A 21005-nucleotide genomic window follows, 5' to 3' on the forward strand; every position below is an offset into this window, starting at 1 on the left:
AATGCTTCACGTCGGTCCTCGACACACGCACTGCGTGAGCAGCGCCATCGAATGCGACACGAGCTCCAGCTTCGCCTGCGCCGCGTAGCGCCGAGCGCTCTCGGAGTCGAAATGGCCCTCGGCCGTGTACACGCGAAGGCGCCACTCGCCCTCATGCCCGGGCACTTCCGGCAACGTGAAAGTCACTTCCTCGGCGGTCGCGTTGAAGACGAGCATCGCCGACACGCCCGGGCCGCCGCAGCGCTCGGGAACGAAGCGGCCGTCGAGCATCATCGCCACGCACCGCACGGCCGGATTCGTCCATTCCTCTTCGGTCATGGGCAGGCCCCACACGCTGTACCACGCCGCGTCGCGCCGATCTTGCGCGTCGGGCTCGCCCGTGAGCCATGCATCCACGCGCAGCACGGGCAGCTCGCGGCGCAGCGCGATCACGGCGCGCGTGAATTCGAGCAGGGGGTCGCTTCGGCGCGCTTCGCTCCAGTCGAACCAGCTCACCGCGTTGTCCTGGCAGTACGCGTTGTTGTTGCCGCCTTGCGTGCGGCTCATCTCGTCGCCGCCCAGGAGCAGCGGCACGCCGCGCGAGGCAAAGAGCGTGGTGAGGAAGTTGCGCTTCTGCCGCTCGCGCAGCCCGATCACCTCATAGTCTTCCGTCGGCCCCTCGGCGCCGCAGTTCCAGCTTCTGTTGTGGCTTTCGCCGTCGCGGTTGTCCTCGGCGTTGGCTTCGTTGTGCTTGTCGTTGTAGCTCACGAGATCGGCGAGCGTGAAGCCGTCGTGCACGGTGATCACGTTCACGCTCGCGCAGGCCTTGCGCCCCGAGGGCGCATAGATGTCCTGCGAGCCCGCCAGCCGCGCGGCGAACTCCGGCAGGCTTCCCTCCGAGCCGCGCCAGAAGTCGCGCACGCAGTCGCGGTAGCGCCCGTTCCACTCCGACCAGGCTCGCGGAAAGCCTCCCACCTGATAGCCGTTGTCGCCGATGTCCCAGGGCTCGGCGACGAGCTTCACGCGCGCGAGCACCGGGTCCTGCGCGACCGCGCAGAGGAAGGGCGAGAAGTGATCGAAGCTCCCGAGAGGATTGCGCGACACCGCCGGCGCGAGGTCGAAGCGGAAGCCGTCCACGTGCATTTCCTCCACCCAGTAGCGCAGGCTGTCCATGATCGTGCGCAGCACGCCATGCTTGCTCGAATCGATGGTGTTGCCCGTGCCGGTGAAGTCGAGGTAGTAGCGGTTGTCCTCCGCGAGCCGGTAGTAGCCGCGGTTGTCGAGGCCCTTGAAGCACAGCGTGGGGCCGAGATGGTTGCCTTCGCAGCTGTGGTTGAAGACGACGTCGAGGATCACCTCGATCCCCGCGCGATGCAGCGCGCGCACCATCTGCCGGAATTCGGTGACCGCATCGCCCGTCGCGCAGTAGCGCGGATCGGGCGCGAAGAACGCGATCGAGTTGTAGCCCCAATAGTTCGCGAGCCCCAGGTCCACGAGGCGGCGCTCGTCGTTGAACGCATGCACGGGCAGCAATTCCACGGCCGTCACGCCCAGGCGCTGAAGGTGCGCGATGGCCGCTTCGCTCGCGAAGCCGGCATAGGTGCCGCGCAGCGGCTGCGGCACGTCGGGCATCTGCTGCGTGAAGCCGCGCACGTGCACTTCGTAGAAGACGGTGTCTTCCCACGGCGTGCGCGGCGGCGCGTCGTCCTCCCAGTCGAAGCTGCCGTCGACCACCACGCACTTGGCCGCGTGCGGCGCGTTGTCGGTGGCGTCCAGGCGGCGGTCCTGCTCGGGGTTGCCGAGCTTGTACGCGTACTGCCACGCGGCGCCGCGCAGCGGCCGGTCGAGCGCGCGCGCGTACGGGTCCAGCAGAACCTTGTTCGCGTTGAAACGCTGGCCCGCGAGGGGGTCGTACGGACCGTGCGCACGCAGGCCGTAGCGCGTCCCCGGGCCGATGCCCGGCACGAATCCGTGCCACACGCCGTGCGTGCACGCGGGCAGCGCGACGCGATTCACTTCGCGAGTGCCCTCGGCATCGAACAGGCACAGCTCGATCGATTCGGCCGAAGACGACCACACCGCGAAGTTCACGCCGCCTTCGCGCGGCGTCGCGCCGAGCGGCCACGCCTGCCCCGCCTCGATGGTGAGAGGAGGCGGCGCGGGTGGCGCGGCCGGTGTGGCCAAGGAGCCCTGGGGCTTGGTTTCAACGACGGCCGATGCCGTCATGCGGGCACCTCCATGCGCGGGCGCGCCTCGCCGAACGCCGGTTCGTACACCTGCGCGAGGAAGGGCGAGCCGGACTTCCTCGCCGGGAAGAATCCCGCGGGCACGACGACGATGCCGCTCGGTGTGACCGGAAAGCGCCTGCGATCCGCTTCGAGGTCGTAGCCGATGCGCTCGCCCGGGGGCACGTCGTTGTCCTGATCGATGATGCAGCGGCGCACGTGCGCTCCGTGGCCGATGCGCGAGCGCTCCATCACGATGCAGTGGGCAAGCCTCGCCTTGCGCTCCACGAGCACCGAGCGGCGCAGCATCGCGTGGTCGAGCGTCGCGCCGTCGATGATGCTGCCCGAGCCCACGATCGAATGGTTGATGACCCCGTTTTCGATCTGCGCGCACTCCGCCTGGTCCGGGCTCGCGTAGATCGGCCAGTGCCGGTTGGTCATGCGAAAGCGCGGTGCCGCACCCAGCGTGTCGAAGTGCGCGTCGAAGTAGGCGTCGATGGTGCCGACGTCGCGCCAGTAGGCGTGTTCCTCGTACGGCTCGACGCCGGGGATGTCGTTGGCCGCGAAGTCGTAGGCCACGAGGCGGTGCGTCTTCACCATGCCCGGCAGCATGTGCTTGCCGAAATCGGTGTCGCCGCTTTCGTGCATGCGCTTCAGCTGCGCGAGGAGCACGTCGGCGTCGAAGATGTAGTTGCCCATCGAGGCGAGCGCGTGCGTGCGGCTGCCCGGCATCGGGCGCGCCGTCTTCGGCTTCTCGCGAAAATCGGCGATGCGGTGATCCGCGTCGGTTTCCACGATGCCGAACTGCTCCGACTGCGCAAGCGGCACCGGCAGCGTGGCGACCGTCGCGTGAGCCCGCGAAGCCACGTGGAAGTCGATCATCTGCCGCACGTCCATGCGGTACACGTGGTCCGCGCCGAACACGGCCACGATGTCGGGCTGAAAGCTCTGGATCAGGTGGATGTTCTGGAAGACCGCGTCGGCCGTACCCTGGAACCACGCGGGCCCATGGCGCATCTGCGGCGGCACGACGGTGATGAACTGCTGCGGGATGAAGCGCGCGAGCGTCCACGAGTTGCGCACGTGCTCGATGAGCGACTGCGACTTGTACTGCACGAGCAGGTAGATCGAGTAGATCTCCGAGTTCACGAGGTTGGACAGCACGAAGTCGACGATGCGGTGTTTGCCGTTGAAAGGCACGGCGGGCTTGCAGCGGTTGGCCGTGAGCGGATGCAGGCGCGAGCCCTCGCCGCCGGCCATGACGAAGGCGAGCACGTTCCTAGTGGCGGGCATGGGGTGGGACCTCGAATGTGGATGGATGCCGGTTGGAAAGAATCAGCGTCGCGAGCGGCGGCACGGTGACGCCCGCGCTCGCCGGCATGCCGCCGAGCGGTTCGGGGGCCGCTTCGACGCGGCCCAGGTTGCCGACGCCGCTGCCGCCGTAGGCGGCCGCGTCGCTGTTGAGAAGTTCATGCCAGGTGCCGGCCGCGGGCAGGCCGATCGGCAAGCCCTGCCGCACTTCGGGCGTCATGTTGTGAATGCACGCGAGCATCGTGCCGTCCTCGTCCGACGAGCGCAGCCACGCGAGGATCGTCGGCTCGTGGTGGGCCAAGGGCAGCCACGCGAAGCCGCGGCTGTCGAAGTCGCTTGCATGCAGCGCGGGGAGCTTGCGATAAAGCGCATTGAGATCGGCCACCCACCGCGCCATGGACGCATGAAGCGGCCGCGCCCAGAGGTACCAGTCGAGCGTGCGTTCGTGGTGCCACTCCTCGAACTGCGCGAATTCGCCTCCCATGAAAAGCAGCTTCTTGCCGGGATGCGTCCACATCATTCCGTAGAGCGCGCGCAGTCCCGCGAAGCGTTGCCAGTCGTCGCCGGGCATGCGTCCGACGAGGCTGCCCTTGCCGTAGACCACCTCGTCGTGCGACAGCGGCAGGATGAAGTTCTCGTGGAACGCGTAGACCGACGAAAAGCGGATGTCGTCGCCGTGCCAGGCCCGGTAGAAGTGCGGCCGCTGCATGTAGCGCAGCGTGTCGTTCATCCAGCCCATGTTCCACTTCATGCCGAAGCCGAGGCCGCCCCATTCGACGGGACGCGAAACGGCGGGCCAGGCGGTGGACTCCTCCGCGATCATGTGCACGTCGGCAAAGTGGGCGTACACCGAGGTGTTCAGGTCCTGCAGGAAGCGCACCGCGTCGTGATTGCGGTTGTCGCCGTGCGGGCCCGGGATCCACTCGCCGGGCTTCCGCGCGAAGTCGAGATAGAGCATCGACGCGACCGCGTCCACGCGCAGCCCGTCGAAGTGATACTTCTCCAGCCAGAAGATCGCGTTGCTGATCAGGAAGTCGCGGACTTCGTAGCGGCCGTAGTTGAAGATGAGGCTGTTCCACTGCGGATGGAAGCCCTGGCGCGGGTCCGCGTGCTCGTAGAGCGCCGTGCCGTCGAAGCCGGCGAGCCCGTGCGGGTCGGCCGGGAAGTGCGATGCGACCCAGTCGAGGATCACGCCGATGCCGTGCTGGTGCAGCGTGTCCACGAGCACCATCAGGTCCTGCGGCGTTCCGTAGCGCGCGCTCGGCGCGAAGTAGCCCGTGCACTGGTAGCCCCACGAACCGTAGAACGGATGCTCGGCGATGGGCAGCAGTTCCACGTGCGTGAAGCCCATCGCCTCGCAGTGCGCAGCCAGGCGCGTGCCGAGGTCGCGGTAGTTCAGCAGCCGCCCGTCTTCCTCGCGCTGCCATGAGCCCAGGTGCACTTCGTAGATCGAGATCGGCGCGCGCTGCGACTGCCGCCGCCAGCGCGTGGCCATCCACTCGCGGTCGCCCCACGGGTGCGCGTCGTCGATGTTCCAGATGACCGAGGCCGTGCGCGGCGGCTCCTCGCAGCGAAACGCGTAAGGGTCGGCCTTGTCCATCCAGTGGCCGTGGGCGCTTTCGATGCGGTACTTGTAGCAGTCGCCGGGGCGTGCGTTCGCGACGCGGCCGCTGAAGCGTCCCGAGCCGTCGTCGATGCGCTCGAGCGGCTGGCCGTGCCAGTCGTTGAAGGTGCCGATCACGCACACGTTGCGCGCGTTGGGCGCCCAGACGGTGAAGTGCGTGCCGCCGTTCGCATCGGGGTGCGCGCCCATCACTTCGAACTGGCGATGGTGATGGCTGGGTGCGCGGCTGCGTGCCGGGGTTGAGCTCGCCCCCTCGCGGGCGCTTCCGTTTCCTGTCGTCTCCATCACCGACCGCTGCGGCATCCTGGCCTTCGTATGTTTTCCGAGCGAGCCATTGTTGTCGCCGGACAGTGCGGCGCGTGAAGGATGCGCTGACCATGGCGCGTAGGTCGCGGCCTACGCGCAGAGGGGACTCGTTCGCGCAGGACGGACGGCCCTTGCGCCGACGACGAGCAAAGCCGCTTCAGACGCCGAGGTACTGCTCGAGCAGAGCCGGGTTTTCGCGCAGCTCGCCGGACGTGCCGGCATAGGCGATCTCGCCCTTCACGAGGATCACGTTGCGATCCGTGACCTGGGTGACGTGTTTCCAGTTCTTGTCCACGATCACGCTGGAGATGCCACTGGCCCGGATGAGCTCGCAGATGCGCCAGATCTCGCGCGCGACGAGGGGGGCGAGACCTTCGGTCGCTTCGTCGAGGATGAGCAGGTCGGGGTTGGTCATCAGTGCGCGGCCGATGGTGAGCATCTGCTGCTCGCCGCCCGACAGTTGCTGGCCGCCGTGGCCCAGGCGTTCGCGCAATCGCGGGAAAGTGTCGAGCACGCGTTCGTAAGTCCAGTCGCACTGGCCCCGCGTGCCCGGCCGTGCGGCCATGACGAGGTTTTCCTTCACGCTCAGGTTGGCGAAGATGCCGCGGCCTTCGGGCACGTAGGCGATGCCCATCCGCGCGATTTCGTAAGGTGCGCGGCCTGTCGTGTCGCGGCCGGCGATGGCGATGCGGCCCGAGCGTGGCTTCACGAGGCCCACGAGCGTTTTCAGCAGCGTGCTCTTGCCCATGCCGTTGCGGCCCATGAGGCCGATCGTTTCGCCGCGGGCGACGGCGAAGTCGATGCCGCGCAGGATGTGGCTTGCGCCGTAGTAGGTGTGGAGGGCTCGCGCCTCGAGGAGGAGGTCAGGCATGGCGGCGGCACCGCTTGAAGACGCTGGATTCTCGCGTCCGCGGGAATGACGGGAAACGGGCGTGCGTCGCACGCTTCGTCATCCCAGCGCAAGCGGGGAGCCAGGGGCTCAAGACTCTTCTCCCAGATAGGCCGACTGCACGCCCGCATCCGCGCGCACTTCGTTCGGCACACCGCTTGCGATCACCTGGCCGTTCACCATCACCGTCAGATGATCCGCCAGCGCGAACACCGCATCCATGTCGTGTTCCACCAGCAGCATCGCGTGACCCCGCTTCAGTTTCAGCAGCAGCTCCACCATGCGCTCGGCTTCCGCCGCGCCCATCCCGGCGAGCGGCTCGTCGAGCAGCATCACACGCGGATCGGTCGCGAGCGTCATCGCGATCTCGAGCTGGCGCTGCTCGCCGTGGCTCACCGTGCCCGCGACGGCGTCGCGGCGCGACTGCAGCCCCGTGAGCTCCAGCGCGCGCTGCGCTCGCTCGTTCGTCTCGCGCACGGAAGAAGCAAGCGCCAGCCACCGCGCCGCATGCGGCGTGCGCGACTGCGCGGCGAGCCGCACGTTCTCCCAGACCGTGAAGGGCAGGAAGATGTTTGTCTTCTGGTAGCTGCGCCCGAGCCCCGCGCGCGAGAGCTTCTCCGGCTTCGAGCCGGTCACGTCGCGCCCTGCGAGCGTCACCTTGCCGGCCGTCGGCGCGACGTCGCCCGCGAGCAGATTGGCCAGCGTCGACTTGCCCGCCCCATTCGGCCCGATCACGGCGTGGATGCGATCCCGCCACAGATCGAGCGACACGTCGTTCACCGCCGCGAGCCCGCCGAAGCGCTTGGTCAGGTGCTTCGCCGAAAGGATCGCCTCATTCATCGCCGTCCATCATCGCTGTCCATCATCGCCGCCACTCTTGCGCAGGATGCGCTCCACGATGCCGAGAAGCCCCCGCGGCGCCACGACGACCACGGCCACCATGAAAAGGCCGATCCAGAGCTGCCAGTGCTTGCCCGCGTTGAACGCGCCGAGCTCGGGCAGCGCCTTGAACTGGTCGAGCAGCCACTCGAACGTGAAGGCGCCGAGGATCGCCCCCGCGAAATTGCCCATGCCGCCCAGGATCACCATCATGATCGCGTCGGCGCTCATGTGAAAGCCCATGAGCTCGGGATTCACGAATCCGGTCTGCGCGCCCCACAGATACCCCGCGAGCCCGGCGAGCGCGCCCGCGAGCGTGAACGCCGCGAGCTTGTACCCGAAAGTGCCGAAGCCCATCGCGCGCATGCGGTGCTCGTTCACGCGGATGCCCGCGAGCGCCCGCCCGAAGGGGCTGAAGAGCAGGCGCCTCAGGAACACGTAGACCGCGAGCAGCACGGCGAGCGTGAAGTAGTAGAAGACGACCTTGTTCTCGAGATCGAAGAAGCCCGCGTCCGGCTTGAAGTTGATGTAGACGCCGTCGGAGCCGCCCAGCACCTTGTTGTCGAAGAAGAGGTAGAACACCATCTGCGCGAACGCCATGGTGACCATGATGAAGTAGATGCCCTGCGTGCGCACGACGAAAAAGCCGATCACGAGCGCGGCGAGCGCCGATGCACCGACGGCGACGGGCAGCGTCCACCACAGGCTCACCGCCTCGCCTTGCGGCGTGAGGAAGGCGAGCGCATAGCCCGCGAGCCCGAAGTACGCGGCGTGGCCGAGCGAGACGAGCCCCGCGACGCCTTGCAGCAGGTCGAGGCTCATCGCGAAGATCGCGAGGATCATCATGCGAGCGACCATCTGCGCATAGAAGTCGGCCGCGAAGAAAGGCACGAGCGCGAGCGCGAGGAGCGCAAGCGCGAGCGCGATCTGCAAGCCGCGCGGGAGCGTTTCGAGGCGGGTCGTCGCGGCGTTCACTGCCTGAAGAGCCCTTGCGGCTTCCACAGCAGCACCGCCGCCATCAGCATGTAGACGAGCATGCCCGCGACCGAGGGCACGAGCACCTTGCCGAACGTGTCGACGGTGCCCACGAGGAGGGACGCGATGAGCGCGCCGCGCACCGAGCCGATGCCCCCGATCACGACCACCACGAAGCACATGATGAGCACCTGCGAGCCCATGTTGGGATACACGCTCGCGATGGGCGCGGCGATCATTCCGGCTAACATGGCGAGCGCGACGCCGAGCGCGAACACTGTCGCGTGGATGCGCTCGATGTCGACGCCGAGCGCTTCGGTCATTTGCCGGTTGAAGGCGCCCGCGCGGATCTTCATGCCCAGGCGCGTCTTCGAGATGAGGAGATAGAGGCCCGCCGCGAGCACGATGCACACGGCCGACATGAAGAGGCGATAGACGGGGTACGAGAGCGTGTCCGTGAGCGGAATCGAAGCGCCGAGCAGTTCGGGCACGTTCACGCCGTGCACGTCGTCGCCCCAGAGGATCGAGCGCAGTTCCTCGAAGACGTAGATGAGGCCGAACGTGAGCAGCACCTGGTCGAGGTGATCGCGATCATAGAAGTGGCGAAAGAGAAGGCGTTCCAGCGCGAGCCCGAACACGATCGAAAGCGCCGCGCCGCCGGCCATCGCGATGGCGAGACTTCCCGAGAGCGACGCGAGCCACCACGCGAGGTACGCCCCGAGCATGTAGAAGCTGCCGTGCGCGAGGTTCACGATGCCCATGATCCCGAAGACGAGCGTGAGGCCCGCGGCCAGCATGAACAGCAGCAGCCCGTACTGCACGCTGTTCAGGAGCTGGATCAGGAAGTTCGCGAGTGTCATCAGGCGTGCCGCCGCGAGAGCAGCAGCAGGCCGCCCAGCAACGCGAAGAGCCCGCCGCAGATGCGGTTGATCCAGCGCACCGCGCGCGCATCCTTCAGGCGCGGCGCGAGGCGCCCCACGCCGATGGCGCAGGCGAGCATCATGAGGAAGTCACCGACGACGAACGTGCCCGCGAGCAGCGCGAACTGCGGCGCGAGCGGCCGCGCGGGGTCGATGAACTGCGGGAAGAACGCGGCGAAGAAGATGAGCGCCTTCGGGTTGCTCGCGCCGACCAGCAAGCCCTGCACATAGAGCGAATGGCGCCGCGCCGGCGCATCGCCTTCGAGCCGGAAGCCGCCGCCGCTGCGAAACGTGCGCACGCCCAGCCAGATGAGGTATGCGGCGCCGATCACCTTGAGGGTGGTGAAGGCCGCCTCGGAGGCGGCGAGCACCGCGCCGAGCCCGAGCGCGGACAGCGCCATGGCGAGCGTGCTGGCGGTGAGCGCGCCCGTGACCGACGCCATCGCACGCGCCGTCCCGTGGTTGATGGCATTCGTCATGCACATCAACAGGGTCGGCCCGGGCGTGACGATGAGGAGCGTGACGGCGGCGAGGTAGAGGAGGTAGGTCGAGAGTGTCACTACGCCATTTTGCAGCCGGCGCCCGAATCGGCCAGCGCCTTCGCCGCGATGCCGATCACCTTGTTTTCCTTGTTCTCCACGCGGCGCAGGTAGATGTCCTGGATCGGGTTGTGGGACTTGCTCATGGTCCACTTGCCGCGCGGGCTGTCGATGGCCGCGGTTTCCATCGCCTTGTAGAGGGCCTGCCTGTTCGCGAAGTCGCCCTTCACGGCGGCCATGCCGAGCGCGAGCAGCAGGCCGCTGTCGTAGCCCTGCACCGCGTACACGTCGGGCTGCAGGCGGAAGGTCTTCGCGTAATCGAGCCGGAACTGCCTGTTCCTCGGCGTGTCGAGCGAGTCGCTGTAGTGCATCGTCGTCATGACGCCTTCGGCCGCCGGCCCGGCGGCATCGAGCACGCCTTCGGTGAGGAAGCCCGAGCCCCAGAGCTGAATCTTGTCCTTCAGGCCCGCGGCCGCGTAATCGCGCATGAATTTCGCCGCGGGCGGGCCCGCGAAGAAGCAGGCGACGGCGTCGGGCTTGAGCGAGGCGATCTCGGTGAGCAGCGCCTGGAATTCGACGTTGGGAAACGGCAGGCCGAGTTCCTTCACGATCGTGCCGCCCGCTTTCGTGTAGCTGTCCCTGAAGCCCTCGAAGGCTTCGTCGCCTGCCGCGTACTTCCACGTGATCCACGCCGCGCGCTTCAGGCCCTTGTCCATCATGGGCTTGCCGAGCGCGAGCGTCGGCTGCGAATTGGTGAAGGAGGTGCGGAACACGTTGGGCGCGCACAGCGCCCGAGTGGCCGCGTGCACGCCCGCGTTGGGGATGATGTTCAGCACGCCGGCTTCGCGCACGACCTTCTGGATACCCATCTGAACCCCGGAGTGGACGGTGCCGATCAGCACGTCGACCTTGTCGCGCTGCACGAGGCGGCTCGCGTTCTCGACGCCCTTGGAGGGTTCGGATTCGTCGTCCAGCTTGAACCAGTCGATCTCGCGGCCACCCAGCTTGCCGCCCTTTTCGTTCAGGGCCATGCGCACGCCGTTCTCGATTGCCACGCCGAGCGGCGCGTAGGCGCCGGTATAGGGCAGCATGAAGCCGACGCGGATGCGGCTCGATTGCGCGCGCGCGATCTGCGGCAGCAGCAAACCGGTGGAAGCGGCGCCGACGACGGCGGCCGAGCGAACCAGGACAACTCTTCGTGTGGTCATGAAATCTCCTTCGGGGCGCATTCTAGACGTGGGTCTTTCTATCCGAAGCGAGGGCCCTGCGCCATCGGGTCTTCGCCGGGATCGGGCGCGGCGCCACATGAGACGTTGGTATGGAGGGTTGCGTCGCGGGCGCCGATAGACTCCGCGACCGTCGAGACTCGATCCACAAGGAGACCCTCCATGAATTCCGATTCGCAGCCCCTTGGACGTACGTTCTCCCACCGGTTCGAGCCATGGCAACTCGGGCAGGCGCGAGCACCGCAACCGCAAGTCCCGCAGTCGCAAGTCCCGCGATCGCAAGCTCCGGATGCGCAAGCCGTCCGCCCCGATCCGCCCCGGGCGATGGCCGTCGATCCCGCGCGAGCCGAGGCGGCCGACCGCAGCGTCCGGCGCAAATTGACGGCCGACTTTCCCCAGCTGCGCCACGAGGCGATCATCATGGTCGACCCGAAGGTTCTCGACCGGTTCTCGGTCATGGACGCCGAGACGGTCGGCCGTCCCGTCGGCATCGGCCCGGGACAGGCGCTGACGCTTTCGGGAGTCGGCGCGGACTATGCCCTGTGCGCGATCGGCCGCACGGAGCGGGGGACGACCCTCGCCGCCGCGAAGCGCATTTCGTTCAATCGGGACTCCGAGAGCGACCACGCCGGCACGGCGAATTCGTGCGTGGAAGGCATGGTCGAGGCAATGCTCGGGGCCGGGGCCAGGGACGTGAGCCTCTTCGTCGTTGGGGGACGGTTTTCCCGGGACCCGGGCAGCGATCCGCGGCCGGATTGCGGCTGCGGCACTTCGATCGCCGAAGCGCGGTTCCTGGTGGAGGCTGCGATCGCCGCGGGCACGCGCAATTCCGCCTGCCGGTTCCAGTGCGGGCGCATCGGCGTCGCGCAGGAAAGGGGCGAAGGCACGGCCGTGGCGCAGGAGGGCGAACGCTCGGAGTCGGTCACGGTCGCCGTCACCGAACATGGCGTGTTCTATGTGCCCGCCCTGGCCGGTCCGCAACCGCGAGTTCATGGCCGGCGGTGCGCCCGGCCCGTGTCCGCGCTCACGCTGTTTCCGCATTTCTGCTAGAGACCGGGCGGCGCGAAGCACCGGCACGCCCGGGACATCGGGATGGATGCGCCGCGGCGCGCGTGGCCGGACCCGCGCCGCATCAGCCCTTGTCGATCGCGTCCTGGGTGCTCGGGCCGGGCGAGTTCTCCAGCGCCCGCAGCTTGAACCGCTGGATCTTGCCCGTCGCCGTCTTCGGCAATTCAGGCACGAACTCGATCCAGCGCGGGTACTTGTAGGGAGCCAGCTTCGTCTTCACGTGCTCCTGCAGGACTTCCGCCGCGACCTGCTGCCCCGCCTTGAGTACCACGTAAGCCTTGGGCTTGGTGAGGCCTTCGCTGTCGTTCACGCCGATCACCGCGGCTTCGAGCACGGCGGCGTGCGTCATGAGGCACGCCTCCACCTCGAACGGCGACACGTAGATGCCGCCCACCTTCAGCATGTCGTCCGTGCGCCCGCCGTAGGTGTAGAAGCCGTCGGCGTCGCGCGTGTACTTGTCGCCGCTTTTCGTCCACTCGCCCGCGAAGGTCGACTTCGTCTTCGCGCGGTTGTTCCAGTACATGAGGGCCGCGCTCGGTCCCCTGATCTGCAGCTCGCCGATCTCGCCGTCCGCGCATTCGCGCCCGTCGTCGCCGACGATGCGCAGCTCGTAGCCGGGCACGGGCCGCCCCGTGGTGCCGTAGCGGACTTCGCCCGGCCGGTTCGACAGGAAGATGTGCAGCATCTCGGTGGAGCCGATGCCGTCGAGGATCTCGCAGCCGTATTCGGCCGTCCACCGCTTGCCGATCTCCGCGGGCAGCGCCTCGCCGGCACTCGCGCAGACGCGCAAGGCGACCTCGTCCCGCTTCGGCCGGTTCGCATCGGCGAGCAGGGCCGCGAAGAGCGTGGGCACGCCGCAGAAGATCGTGGGCTGGAATCGCTTCAGCACGCCGAACACGTCGCCGGGCGTGGGGCGCGTCGGCAACAGCACGGTGGTCGCGCCCACGCTCATCGGGAACGTGAGCGCGTTGCCGAGGCCGTAGGCGAAGAACAGCTTCGCGGCGGAGTAGACGACGTCGTCCTCGCGGATGCCGAGGATCGGCTTCGCATACAGTTCCGCCGTCTGGATGAGATGGCTTTGCAGATGCACCGTGCCCTTGGGCGTGCCGGTGGAGCCGCTGGAATAGAGCCAGAAGCACACGTCGTCGCAGCACGTGGCCGCGACCGCATGTTCGCCCGTGCCCGAACCGATGAGTGCGGCGACGCTGTGCTCGCCTTCCTCTCCCGCGACGAACATCTCGCGCAGCGAGGAGATACTGCCGGCCAGCGGCTCGAATGCCGCCACGAGGGGCTTGGACACGAACACCGCCCGCGCTCGCGAATCGCGCAGCATGAATTCGAAATCCTTCGTCGTGAGCAGCGTGTTGGCCGCGATCGGCACGACGCCCGCGAGGATGCATCCGAGGAACACGACCGGCCATTCGAGCGTGTCGAGCATCGCGATCATCACGCGCGACTCGGGCGCGAAGCCGCGGGCGCGCAACGCGTTCGCGAAGCGGTGCGCCTGCTCGGTGAGCTCGCCGTAGGTGAGTTGCGCGCCGCTTGCGGCATCGACGTAGGCGACTTTGTCCGCGCGCGCGGCGTTGCGCTGAAGGAGGTCGTGCGCCGCGTTGTAGTCGCGCGGAATGTCCACGCTCGGTGCGCTCTTGCTGGTGTCCGTGCGGCTCGGGTGCATGCGAGCTCCTTCGTTCGCGTTGTTCAGGCCGTGACCCGCATGGCCGCGAGCGCCTGCGGCAGCCACTCCCGGCACCAGGCGGTGCCGAGTTCCTCCGGCATGGTCCCCTCGCTCGCATCGTGGATGAAGAGCTCGCCGATGCGCCGCGCGCCCAGCCCCTGCAGGCGCTCGTCGAACTTGCGCCCGCCGAAGGCGAAGGTCTGCGCGTAGGTGCGGTCGCCGAGCGCGATCACGCCGTAGCGCACCGCGCCCAGATACTTCGGTTGCAGCTCGAGCGAATCGTAGAGATTGCGCGCGTTGTCCGGCACGTCGCCCGAGCCATAGGTCGACGTGCAGATGAGATATAGCGCATCCTCATCGAACACGCCGATGTCGAGGCCATCCATCATCGCGATCTCGATCTCGTCCACGAGATCCGCGCAATCCATCTGAATCGCCTGAGCGACGTACTCGGCCGTGTTGGTCATCGTGCCGACGAGAATCTTGAGCTTCATGAATGCAGTAAAGTGCTTGACGATGTCACTGAAGGCAGTATACTGCAATCTTGATCCAGCGCAAGACTTTCGCGGAGAAATCCTGATCCCATGCAATCGATGACCGAGAAGGAATCGAAGGCGACCCTCGCCGAACTCGGCGCCCGGGTGCGCGCCTGGCGAGCGCGGCGCGGCATGACGCGCAAGCAGCTCGCCGCCGATTCGGGGCTGTCCGAACGCTTCCTCGCCGATGTCGAAAGCGGCAGGGGCAACGTCTCCATCAATTCGCTCGAAGGTGCGGCGCGCGCCCTCAACCTCAGTCTGCTCGACTTGCTGCAGGATGCGCCCCGGCCCGCGCTCGCACGCGCGCAGGGGCTGCTCGCGCGCCTGGACGATGCGCAGCTCGATCGGGCCTGCAGCCTGCTCGCGTCCACTTTCGGGCTGGCGGACGCGCAGGGGCGCGAGCGCCGCATCGCGCTCATCGGCCTGCGCGGCGCGGGCAAGACGACGCTCGGCGCGCAGCTCGCGGCGCAGCGTGGCGTGGCTTTCGTCGAGCTCGACCGCGAGATCGAACGCGAAGCCGGCACGAGCATGAACGAAATCCTGCTGCTGCACGGGCAGTCGGGCTATCGCCGCTACGAGCGCCGCGCGCTGCTTCGCATCGCGGATCAGCACGCGCAAGGCGTGGTGATGACCACGGGCGGCAGCATCGTGAGCGAGCGCGAAACCTTCGACCTGCTGCAAAGCCATTTCTACTGCGTGTGGGTGAAGGCCAATCCCGAGGAGCACATGAGCCGCGTCGTCGCGCAGGGCGACATGCGGCCCTTCGATACGACGCGCGGAGCGACCGCGGAAGCGCTGGACGACATCAAGCGCATCCTCGCGAGCCGCGAAGCGCTCTACGCGCGCGCGGATGCGGTGATCGACACCGCCGCGCGCTCGGTGAAACAGTCCCTGAAAGACCTGCAGCGGGCCGTGCCCGCTTTCGAAACCATCAAGGAAGCCGCATGAATGCGATGACGGAGCCGCTATTGTTCACGCGGACGATCGCGGGGGAGGCGCGCGAGCTCGTGAGCTTCGCGACGCACCCCTCGCGCTACCGCCACTGGAAACTCGACGTGCAGGGCGACGTCGCCCGGCTCACGCTCGACATCGACGAGGACGGCGGCCTGAAGCCGGGCTACAAGCTCAAGCTGAACAGCTACGACCTGGGCGTGGACATCGAACTCCACGACGCGTTGAACCGCATCCGCTTCGAGCATCCGGCCGTGAAGGTGGTCGTCTTCGAAAGCGCGAAGGATCGCATCTGGTGCTCCGGCGCGAACATCTACATGCTCGGGCTTTCCACGCACGCATGGAAGGTGAACTTCTGCAAGTTCACCAACGAGACGCGCAACGGCCTGGAGGATTCGTCGCGGCACGAAGGGCTGAAGTCGCTCGCCGCGGTGACGGGAGCCTGCGCGGGCGGCGGCTACGAACTCGCGCTCGCGTGCGACCGCATCGCGATGGTCGATGACCGCTCCTCCACGGTGTCCCTGCCGGAGGTGCCGCTTCTGGGCGTGCTGCCCGGCACGGGCGGGCTCACGCGAGTCACCGACAAGCGCAAGGTCCGCCGCGACCTGGCGGACATCTTCTGCACGACGAGCGAAGGCGTGCGGGCGGATCGCGCGAAGGCGTGGAAGCTGATCGATTCGCATGCCAAGCCGCAGCAGTTCGCGCAACTCGTGGAAACCGAAGCGTCCGCGCTGAAGGCCCTGTCGACGCGTGCGGGCCCCGTTCGCGGCATCGAGCTTGCGCCCGTGCGGCTGGACATCGACGAAGAGGGCTACCACTACGAGACGGTGGACGTGCGGATCGACCGCGTCGCGCGCGTCGCCACCTTCACGATGAGCGCCCCGAAATCGGCCGTCGAGGCCACGCCGGAGGCGATCGTCGAAGCCGGCGTGAACTGGTGGCCGCTGCAGTTCGCGCGCGAACTGGACGACGCGATCCTCAACCTGCGCACGAACGAGCTCGAGATCGGCACCTGGGTGATCCGCACGCAAGGCGATGCGCGGTGCGTGCTGCAGGCCGATGCCGTGCTCGAAGCGCACAAGGACCACTGGCTCGTGCGCGAGACGATCGGCCTCACGCGCCGCGCGCTCGCGCGGCTGGACGTGACGAGCCGTTCGCTGATCGCGCTCGTGGACGAGGGCTCGTGCTTCGCCGGCACGTTCTACGAACTCGCGCTCGCGTGCGACCGCATCTACATGCTGGACCTGCCGGATGTACCCGATGACGCACCCGATGCCGCACCCGCGCTGCAACTGAGCGCGGCCAACTTCGGCCGCTATCCCGAGGTGAACGGGCTCACGCGCCTGCAGACGCGCTTCAACGAAGACGCCGGCACGATCGCGCGGCTGCGGGCGCTGGGCGACGCGAAGCTCGCAGCCGGCGAAGCGCTGGCACTCGGGCTCGTCACGCTCGCGCCCGACGACATCGACTGGCCCGATGAGATTCGCCTGATGCTGGAAGAGCGCGCCTCGCTCTCGCCCGATGCGTTGACCGGCATGGAAGCGTCGCTGCGTTTCCCCGGCCGGGAGACGATGGAGACGCGCGTCTTCGGGCGCCTTTCGGCGTGGCAGAACTGGATTTTCATCCGCCCCAATGCCGTGGGCGAAGAGGGTGCCCTGAAGCTGTTCGGCACCGGCAGGAAAGCGAAATTCGACTGGAAGAGAGTGTGACCGTGACTGCCATCGACCTGCAAGCCAAGATCCCCAACAACGTCCAGCTCGCGGACAACCGCCAGCTGCAGCGCGCGCTCGAACACTGGCAGCCCGCGTTCCTCGAGTGGTGGGACGAGATGGGCCCGAGCGACTTCCGGGCCAACGACGTTTATCTGCGCACCGCGGTGGGCGTGGACGCGCAGGGCTGGGCGCAATACGGCTACACGGCCATGCCCGACTATCGCTGGGGCATCTTCCTCGCCGACCGGCAGGCCGACCGCAAGATCGGCTTCGGCGACTTCATGGGCCAGGACGCGTGGCAGGAAGTGCCGGGCGAATTCCGCTCCACGTTCCGCCGACTCATCGTCACGCAAGGCGACACCGAGCCGGCTTCTGTGGAACAGCAGCGCATGCTGGGCCACACGGCGCCTTCGCTCTACGACCTGCGCAACCTCTTCCAGGTGAACGTGGAAGAAGGCCGCCACCTGTGGGCGATGGTGTACCTGCTGCACGCCTACTTCGGCCGCGACGGCCGCGAGGAGGCGGAGGAACTGCTCGAACGCCACAGCGGCGACCCGGACAAGCCGCGCATCCTCGGCACCTTCAACGAGCCGATGGACAACTGGCTGTCGTTTTTCATGTTCACGTACTTCACCGACCGCGACGGCAAGTTCCAGCTGAAGTCGCTGGCCGAAAGCGCGTTCGATCCGCTGTCGCGCAGCTGCCAGTTCATGCTGACCGAAGAGGCGCACCACATGTTCGTGGGGGAGACGGGTGTCGGCCGCGTGATCCGGCGCTCGCTGGAAGTGATGAAGGAACTGGACACCGACGACTGGAAGAAGGTGCGCGAGCACGGCGCGATCGACCTGCCGACGATCCAGCGGTTCCTCAACTACTGGTTCACGAGTTCGCTGGACCTGTTCGGCTCGGAGTCGTCGTCCAACGCGGCGAACTACTTCAGCAACGGCATCAAGGGCCGCCCCGACGAGGCGCGCTTCGCCGACCACGTGGAAGCCGGCACGTCGATGACGATTCAGGTGCCCGACGGCCAGGGCGGCGTGCGCGAGGAATCGATCGCCGTGCGCAACGGCATCAACGAGATCACGCGGCTCGAGTACGCGAAGGACTGCGCGATCGGCGTGGCGCGCTGGAACATGACGATCAGGCGCGCGGGCGTTCCTTTCGAGATGAAGCTGCCTTCCACGCGCTTTCGCCGGCAGGTGGGCGCGTGGGCGGGCCTGCATACCGATCCCGAAGGAAGGCCGATCGGCGAAGCCGAGTTCGAGGCGCGCAGGAACGAGTGGCTGCCGAGCGCGGAGGACATCGCGTTCGTGAAGAGCCTCATGAGGCCGGTGACCGAGCCCGGAAAGATCGCGGGCTGGATCGCGCCGCCGGACCGCGGCATCAACGCGCAGCCGGTCGACTACGAATACGTTCGGCTCTGACGCGCGCTCCTACGCCGCGGGCCAATGCGTCGCGGCTGGTGCATCGTGCGCTATTGCGTCGCAGGCTCCGCGGCGCTCGCGTCGTCGGCCGGCGGCGTGGACATCTCTCGCATCTGGCGAACGAGATCTTCTTCCGACACCGCCGGTTTCGCTGCCGATGCTTCGCGCGGGGCTTCGTCGAGCCAGTGCACGGCGCGCGGCGAGACGAACACCATCGCCATCACCACGAGCAGTGCCATGACGTAAGGCGCGAGCGCGGGAGCGAGTTCACGCATGCGCGCCGGCGGGAGGCCCGATTGCGCACGGGCCATCAACACGGCATATCCCATCGGCGGCAGCAGGAAGCCCGCCTGCAGCACGAGCAGCAGCAGCACGGAGACCTGCTGCGCATCGGCCAGCTGCATCACCAGCAGCGGCGCGACGATGGGAACGATCACGAAGATCATCTCGAATGCATCGAGCACCCATCCGCATACGGCCGTCGCGGCCAGGACCAGCAGAGCAGTCGCAGTCGCGGAGAGCGGAGACGAAAGCACCGCCTCGGCGATCCATCGGTCGGTGCCGAAGAGGCGGAAGACGAGGCTGAAGGTGGTGGCCCCCGCGAGCAGCGCGAAGAGGGCGCCGCTCAGATCGAGCGTGTCCATCAGCACGGCCGACCATTGTGCGCGATCGAGCGCGCGGGTGACCGCGGTGTGGATCGCGAGCAGGCAGCCGCCGGTGGCCGCCGCTTCGACGGCGAAGAGGTGCCCCGTGAACACGCCCGCGAGCAGAACGAGGATCGCCAGCGCCGTCACGCCTGCGGTGAGCCATGCCTTCGCGCTCACCGGACTTGCGCGCGTCATGGCGCCGCGCCTGCCCTGCGCCCAGGCCACGACGGACCACAGGACGAGCATGGAAAGCGCCGGCACGAGCGCTGCGCGCAGCACGTCCTGAGTGTTCACGATGCGCTGCGACCCGAGCGTGTAGCCGGGGAGATTGCTCGCTTCCGTGTGCGCCCGCATCATCGCGTCGCCGAGCAGGATCAGCACGAGAGACGGCGGGACGACCAGGCCGACCGTCGCGCCGGCGCTCACGAGCGCAAGTGCCTTCGCGGACGCGAGCCCCTTCAGGCGCGGCGCCACGAGACGCGCGAGGAGCGCCGAGCTCGAGGCGACGGAGCCGTTCATGGGCGCGACGAGCGCGCCCACGGCGAGCCCGGCGAGCGACGGCGCGGCGCGCGTGATGCGCAGCGCGCGGGCCGCGCAATCGAAGAGCGCATCGCCGATGGCCGTGCGCTGCAGCAGCACGCCGATGAACACGTACAGCGGCATCGCCTGCAGCAGGTCGTGGTCCAGGAGGTTGATCAGGCGCGTCGGCAAGGCCGAGAGCACCGGCGCATCGAACGCGCCGAGCGCGAGGCCGAAAGCCGCGAAGGCGCTCGCCACCGCGATCAGCAGCGCCCATACGGGAAGGCCCGTGACGACGGTGGCCGTCCCGAGGACGAGCAGCATCCAGAGGCCGGCGCTACGCATGGGGCGGCGCTCGTCGCGGCGCCGCGAGGCCCTCCAGCAGGACGAGGACGGCGAGCAGCCAGAGCGCGAGCCGCACGATGAAGTAGCCCGGGTTGAACGTCTCGGGAAAATGCTCCAGCTGCGAGACGGACTGGATCACGGTGGGAAACGAACTCCACACGACGAAGGCGGCCCAGGGCGCGGTGCAGGCAAGGAGAATCCAGGCGCGGATTCGTCCGGGCGGATGCGATGCGCGGCTCACGGCCAGATGGCTTCCGGCCCGGCTGGCGGCCGTCACGGCGCAGGCCATGTAGAGGGCGAACAGCACCTGGGCCGCGTCGTTGGCCTGGCGGGAGCCCCATTGGACGACGTCCCGAAGCGGCCACTGCGCGAAGAGCAGCACGGCGAGCGGCAACACGAGCAGCGAGGCGAGGCGCATCATCCGTTCGGACATGGCCGCGAGTGTACGGTTGCCGAGGGCCGTCCCCCGCGTAGAATCGGCGGCGTCGGAGCGTAGCGCAGTCTGGTAGCGCATCTGCTTTGGGAGCAGAGGGTCGGAGGTTCGAATCCTCTCGCTCCGACCAAGGTCATCTTCCCCGAGGAAGCTGTCTGCCCGTAGCTCAGCTGGATAGAGCAACAGCCTTCTAAGCTGTGGGTCGGGGGTTCGAGCCCCTCCGGGCAGGCCAGAGACATCACGCCCCGTGGGCGACTCGAGAGCAGCAGCGAGGCGCGAGCCGCGAAGCAATCGCGGCGTGCGACGCGCCGCGGCCATGCATTCGTGAAGTATTGCCGCGCGCCCCCGCCGATTCGGTGGGCCCGTTTGACACCCAATCCACGAGGACCTACTCTGCGCCCTGCAACGATAGCGGATCGATATCTTGCGGCAGTACCGGCACGGTCCGATGACTACGGAGAATTTGATGTCGCTGAAAGCCATGCAGGACTTCATGAATATGGTGGCGGACACCGAAGCGCTGCACGCAAAGGCCGTCGATGCCTGGGCCCGCGGGGGCATGGATGCCGTGCTGGCCCTGGGCAAGGAACACGGGTACGAATTCACGCCCGAGGAAGTGATCGCGGTGCGCGATGCCCCCAAGCCCGGCGCGAGTCCCGCTCTCGTGGCCCTGGGGGACAAGCTCAATGGCGCGATGCTTGCGCGGCAGAACGCCGAGCTCACGGACGATGAGCTCGAAGCTGTCTCCGGCGGTTCCTGCATCGGGCCGCAGCCTGCGCCGACAGGTCCGCTGAAAGGCACTTGAAGCAATCGGCCGTCGAT

18 protein-coding genes and 2 tRNA genes are annotated in these 21005 nt (G+C 67.7%); 7 read left to right on the top strand and 13 right to left on the bottom strand.

Going from position 1 to position 21005, the window contains the following annotated elements; translation table 11 throughout:
- Positions 1 to 6 precede the first annotated feature (6 nt).
- The 9 genes from glgX to VHA82_RS08065 all read right to left on the bottom strand — a co-directional run bounded on the left by glgX (position 7) and on the right by VHA82_RS08065 (position 10855).
- Positions 7 to 2205, bottom strand: coding sequence for a glycogen debranching protein GlgX (gene glgX / locus VHA82_RS08025; RefSeq protein ID WP_325542278.1), 2199 nt, complete (start codon positions 2203 to 2205; stop codon positions 7 to 9).
- A complete protein-coding gene (locus VHA82_RS08030) occupies positions 2202 to 3497 on the bottom strand; it encodes a glucose-1-phosphate adenylyltransferase (RefSeq protein ID WP_325542280.1) in 1296 nt (431 codons plus the stop codon). Before VHA82_RS08030 ends, glgX begins: the two co-directional genes overlap by 4 nt.
- Positions 3484 to 5442 carry a 1,4-alpha-glucan branching protein GlgB gene (gene glgB, locus VHA82_RS08035; RefSeq protein WP_325542282.1) on the bottom strand — a complete coding sequence of 653 codons (1959 nt, stop codon included), beginning with the start codon at positions 5440 to 5442 and terminating at the stop codon, positions 3484 to 3486. The genes VHA82_RS08030 and glgB overlap by 14 nt, the downstream gene beginning before the upstream one ends.
- A gap of 160 nt (positions 5443 to 5602) precedes the next feature.
- Positions 5603 to 6316 carry an ABC transporter ATP-binding protein gene (locus tag VHA82_RS08040; protein ID WP_325542285.1) on the bottom strand — a complete coding sequence of 238 codons (714 nt, stop codon included), beginning with the start codon at positions 6314 to 6316 and terminating at the stop codon, positions 5603 to 5605.
- A 108-nt stretch (positions 6317 to 6424) separates the two neighbouring features.
- Complete coding sequence (locus VHA82_RS08045; RefSeq protein ID WP_325542287.1) at positions 6425 to 7174, bottom strand: ABC transporter ATP-binding protein; 750 nt, start codon at positions 7172 to 7174, stop codon at positions 6425 to 6427.
- A gap of 9 nt (positions 7175 to 7183) precedes the next feature.
- Positions 7184 to 8188 (bottom strand): branched-chain amino acid ABC transporter permease, encoded by a 1005-nt coding sequence (locus VHA82_RS08050; RefSeq protein WP_325542289.1) that lies wholly within the window; start codon positions 8186 to 8188, stop codon positions 7184 to 7186.
- The gene (locus VHA82_RS08055; protein ID WP_325542291.1) at positions 8185 to 9048 is read right to left on the bottom strand and encodes a branched-chain amino acid ABC transporter permease; all 864 of its coding nucleotides are present in this window, start codon (positions 9046 to 9048) and stop codon (positions 8185 to 8187) included. Before VHA82_RS08055 ends, VHA82_RS08050 begins: the two co-directional genes overlap by 4 nt.
- Positions 9048 to 9668, bottom strand: coding sequence for a LysE family translocator (locus tag VHA82_RS08060; protein WP_325542293.1), 621 nt, complete (start codon positions 9666 to 9668; stop codon positions 9048 to 9050). Before VHA82_RS08060 ends, VHA82_RS08055 begins: the two co-directional genes overlap by 1 nt.
- Positions 9668 to 10855 carry an ABC transporter substrate-binding protein gene (locus VHA82_RS08065; RefSeq protein ID WP_325542295.1) on the bottom strand — a complete coding sequence of 396 codons (1188 nt, stop codon included), beginning with the start codon at positions 10853 to 10855 and terminating at the stop codon, positions 9668 to 9670. The genes VHA82_RS08060 and VHA82_RS08065 overlap by 1 nt, the downstream gene beginning before the upstream one ends.
- Positions 10856 to 11035: 180 nt before the next feature.
- On the opposite strand from VHA82_RS08065, the gene VHA82_RS08070 reads away from it, so the two are divergent.
- Positions 11036 to 11923: a hypothetical protein gene (locus VHA82_RS08070; RefSeq protein ID WP_325542297.1), complete on the top strand. Its 888-nt coding sequence runs from the start codon at positions 11036 to 11038 to the stop codon at positions 11921 to 11923.
- An 82-nt stretch (positions 11924 to 12005) separates the two neighbouring features.
- Here VHA82_RS08070 and VHA82_RS08075 read toward each other — a convergent pair whose 3' ends face one another.
- On the bottom strand, positions 12006 to 13616 hold the full coding sequence (locus VHA82_RS08075) for a benzoate-CoA ligase family protein (protein WP_325542299.1): 1611 nt from the start codon (positions 13614 to 13616) through the stop codon (positions 12006 to 12008).
- Positions 13617 to 13639: 23 nt separating this feature from the next.
- On the bottom strand, positions 13640 to 14110 hold the full coding sequence (locus tag VHA82_RS08080) for a flavodoxin domain-containing protein (RefSeq protein WP_325542301.1): 471 nt from the start codon (positions 14108 to 14110) through the stop codon (positions 13640 to 13642).
- 90 nt (positions 14111 to 14200) lie between these two features.
- On the opposite strand from VHA82_RS08080, the gene VHA82_RS08085 reads away from it, so the two are divergent.
- From VHA82_RS08085 to boxB, 3 genes are read left to right on the top strand one after another with little or no spacing between them, the layout of a single operon-like run.
- A complete protein-coding gene (locus VHA82_RS08085; protein ID WP_325542303.1) occupies positions 14201 to 15100 on the top strand; it encodes a helix-turn-helix transcriptional regulator in 900 nt (299 codons plus the stop codon).
- 5 nt (positions 15101 to 15105) lie between these two features.
- Positions 15106 to 16812: a 2,3-epoxybenzoyl-CoA dihydrolase gene (gene boxC, locus VHA82_RS08090; protein ID WP_325542345.1), complete on the top strand. Its 1707-nt coding sequence runs from the start codon at positions 15106 to 15108 to the stop codon at positions 16810 to 16812.
- Between the two features lie 2 nt (positions 16813 to 16814).
- Positions 16815 to 18239: a benzoyl-CoA 2,3-epoxidase subunit BoxB gene (gene boxB / locus VHA82_RS08095; protein WP_325542305.1), complete on the top strand. Its 1425-nt coding sequence runs from the start codon at positions 16815 to 16817 to the stop codon at positions 18237 to 18239.
- 50 nt (positions 18240 to 18289) lie between these two features.
- Here the strand turns inward: boxB and VHA82_RS08100 are convergent, their stop codons facing one another.
- Positions 18290 to 19750 carry a TRAP transporter large permease subunit gene (locus VHA82_RS08100; protein WP_325542307.1) on the bottom strand — a complete coding sequence of 487 codons (1461 nt, stop codon included), beginning with the start codon at positions 19748 to 19750 and terminating at the stop codon, positions 18290 to 18292.
- Positions 19743 to 20183 carry a C4-dicarboxylate ABC transporter substrate-binding protein gene (locus VHA82_RS08105; RefSeq protein WP_325542309.1) on the bottom strand — a complete coding sequence of 147 codons (441 nt, stop codon included), beginning with the start codon at positions 20181 to 20183 and terminating at the stop codon, positions 19743 to 19745. Before VHA82_RS08105 ends, VHA82_RS08100 begins: the two co-directional genes overlap by 8 nt.
- A 53-nt stretch (positions 20184 to 20236) precedes the next feature.
- Here VHA82_RS08105 and VHA82_RS08110 point away from each other — a divergent pair.
- From VHA82_RS08110 to VHA82_RS08120, 3 genes are all read left to right on the top strand, one after another.
- A tRNA-Pro gene (locus VHA82_RS08110) sits at positions 20237 to 20313 on the top strand.
- A 25-nt stretch (positions 20314 to 20338) separates the two neighbouring features.
- Positions 20339 to 20415: transfer RNA gene (locus VHA82_RS08115), tRNA-Arg, on the top strand.
- A 234-nt stretch (positions 20416 to 20649) separates the two neighbouring features.
- Positions 20650 to 20988, top strand: a complete 339-nt coding sequence (locus VHA82_RS08120; protein WP_325542311.1) for a Nif11-like leader peptide family natural product precursor — start codon at positions 20650 to 20652, stop codon at positions 20986 to 20988.
- Positions 20989 to 21005: the final 17 nt, after the last annotated feature.

The sequence above is a fragment of the Ramlibacter sp. genome (assembly GCF_035548915.1).
GTDB lineage: Bacteria > Pseudomonadota > Gammaproteobacteria > Burkholderiales > Burkholderiaceae_C > Ramlibacter.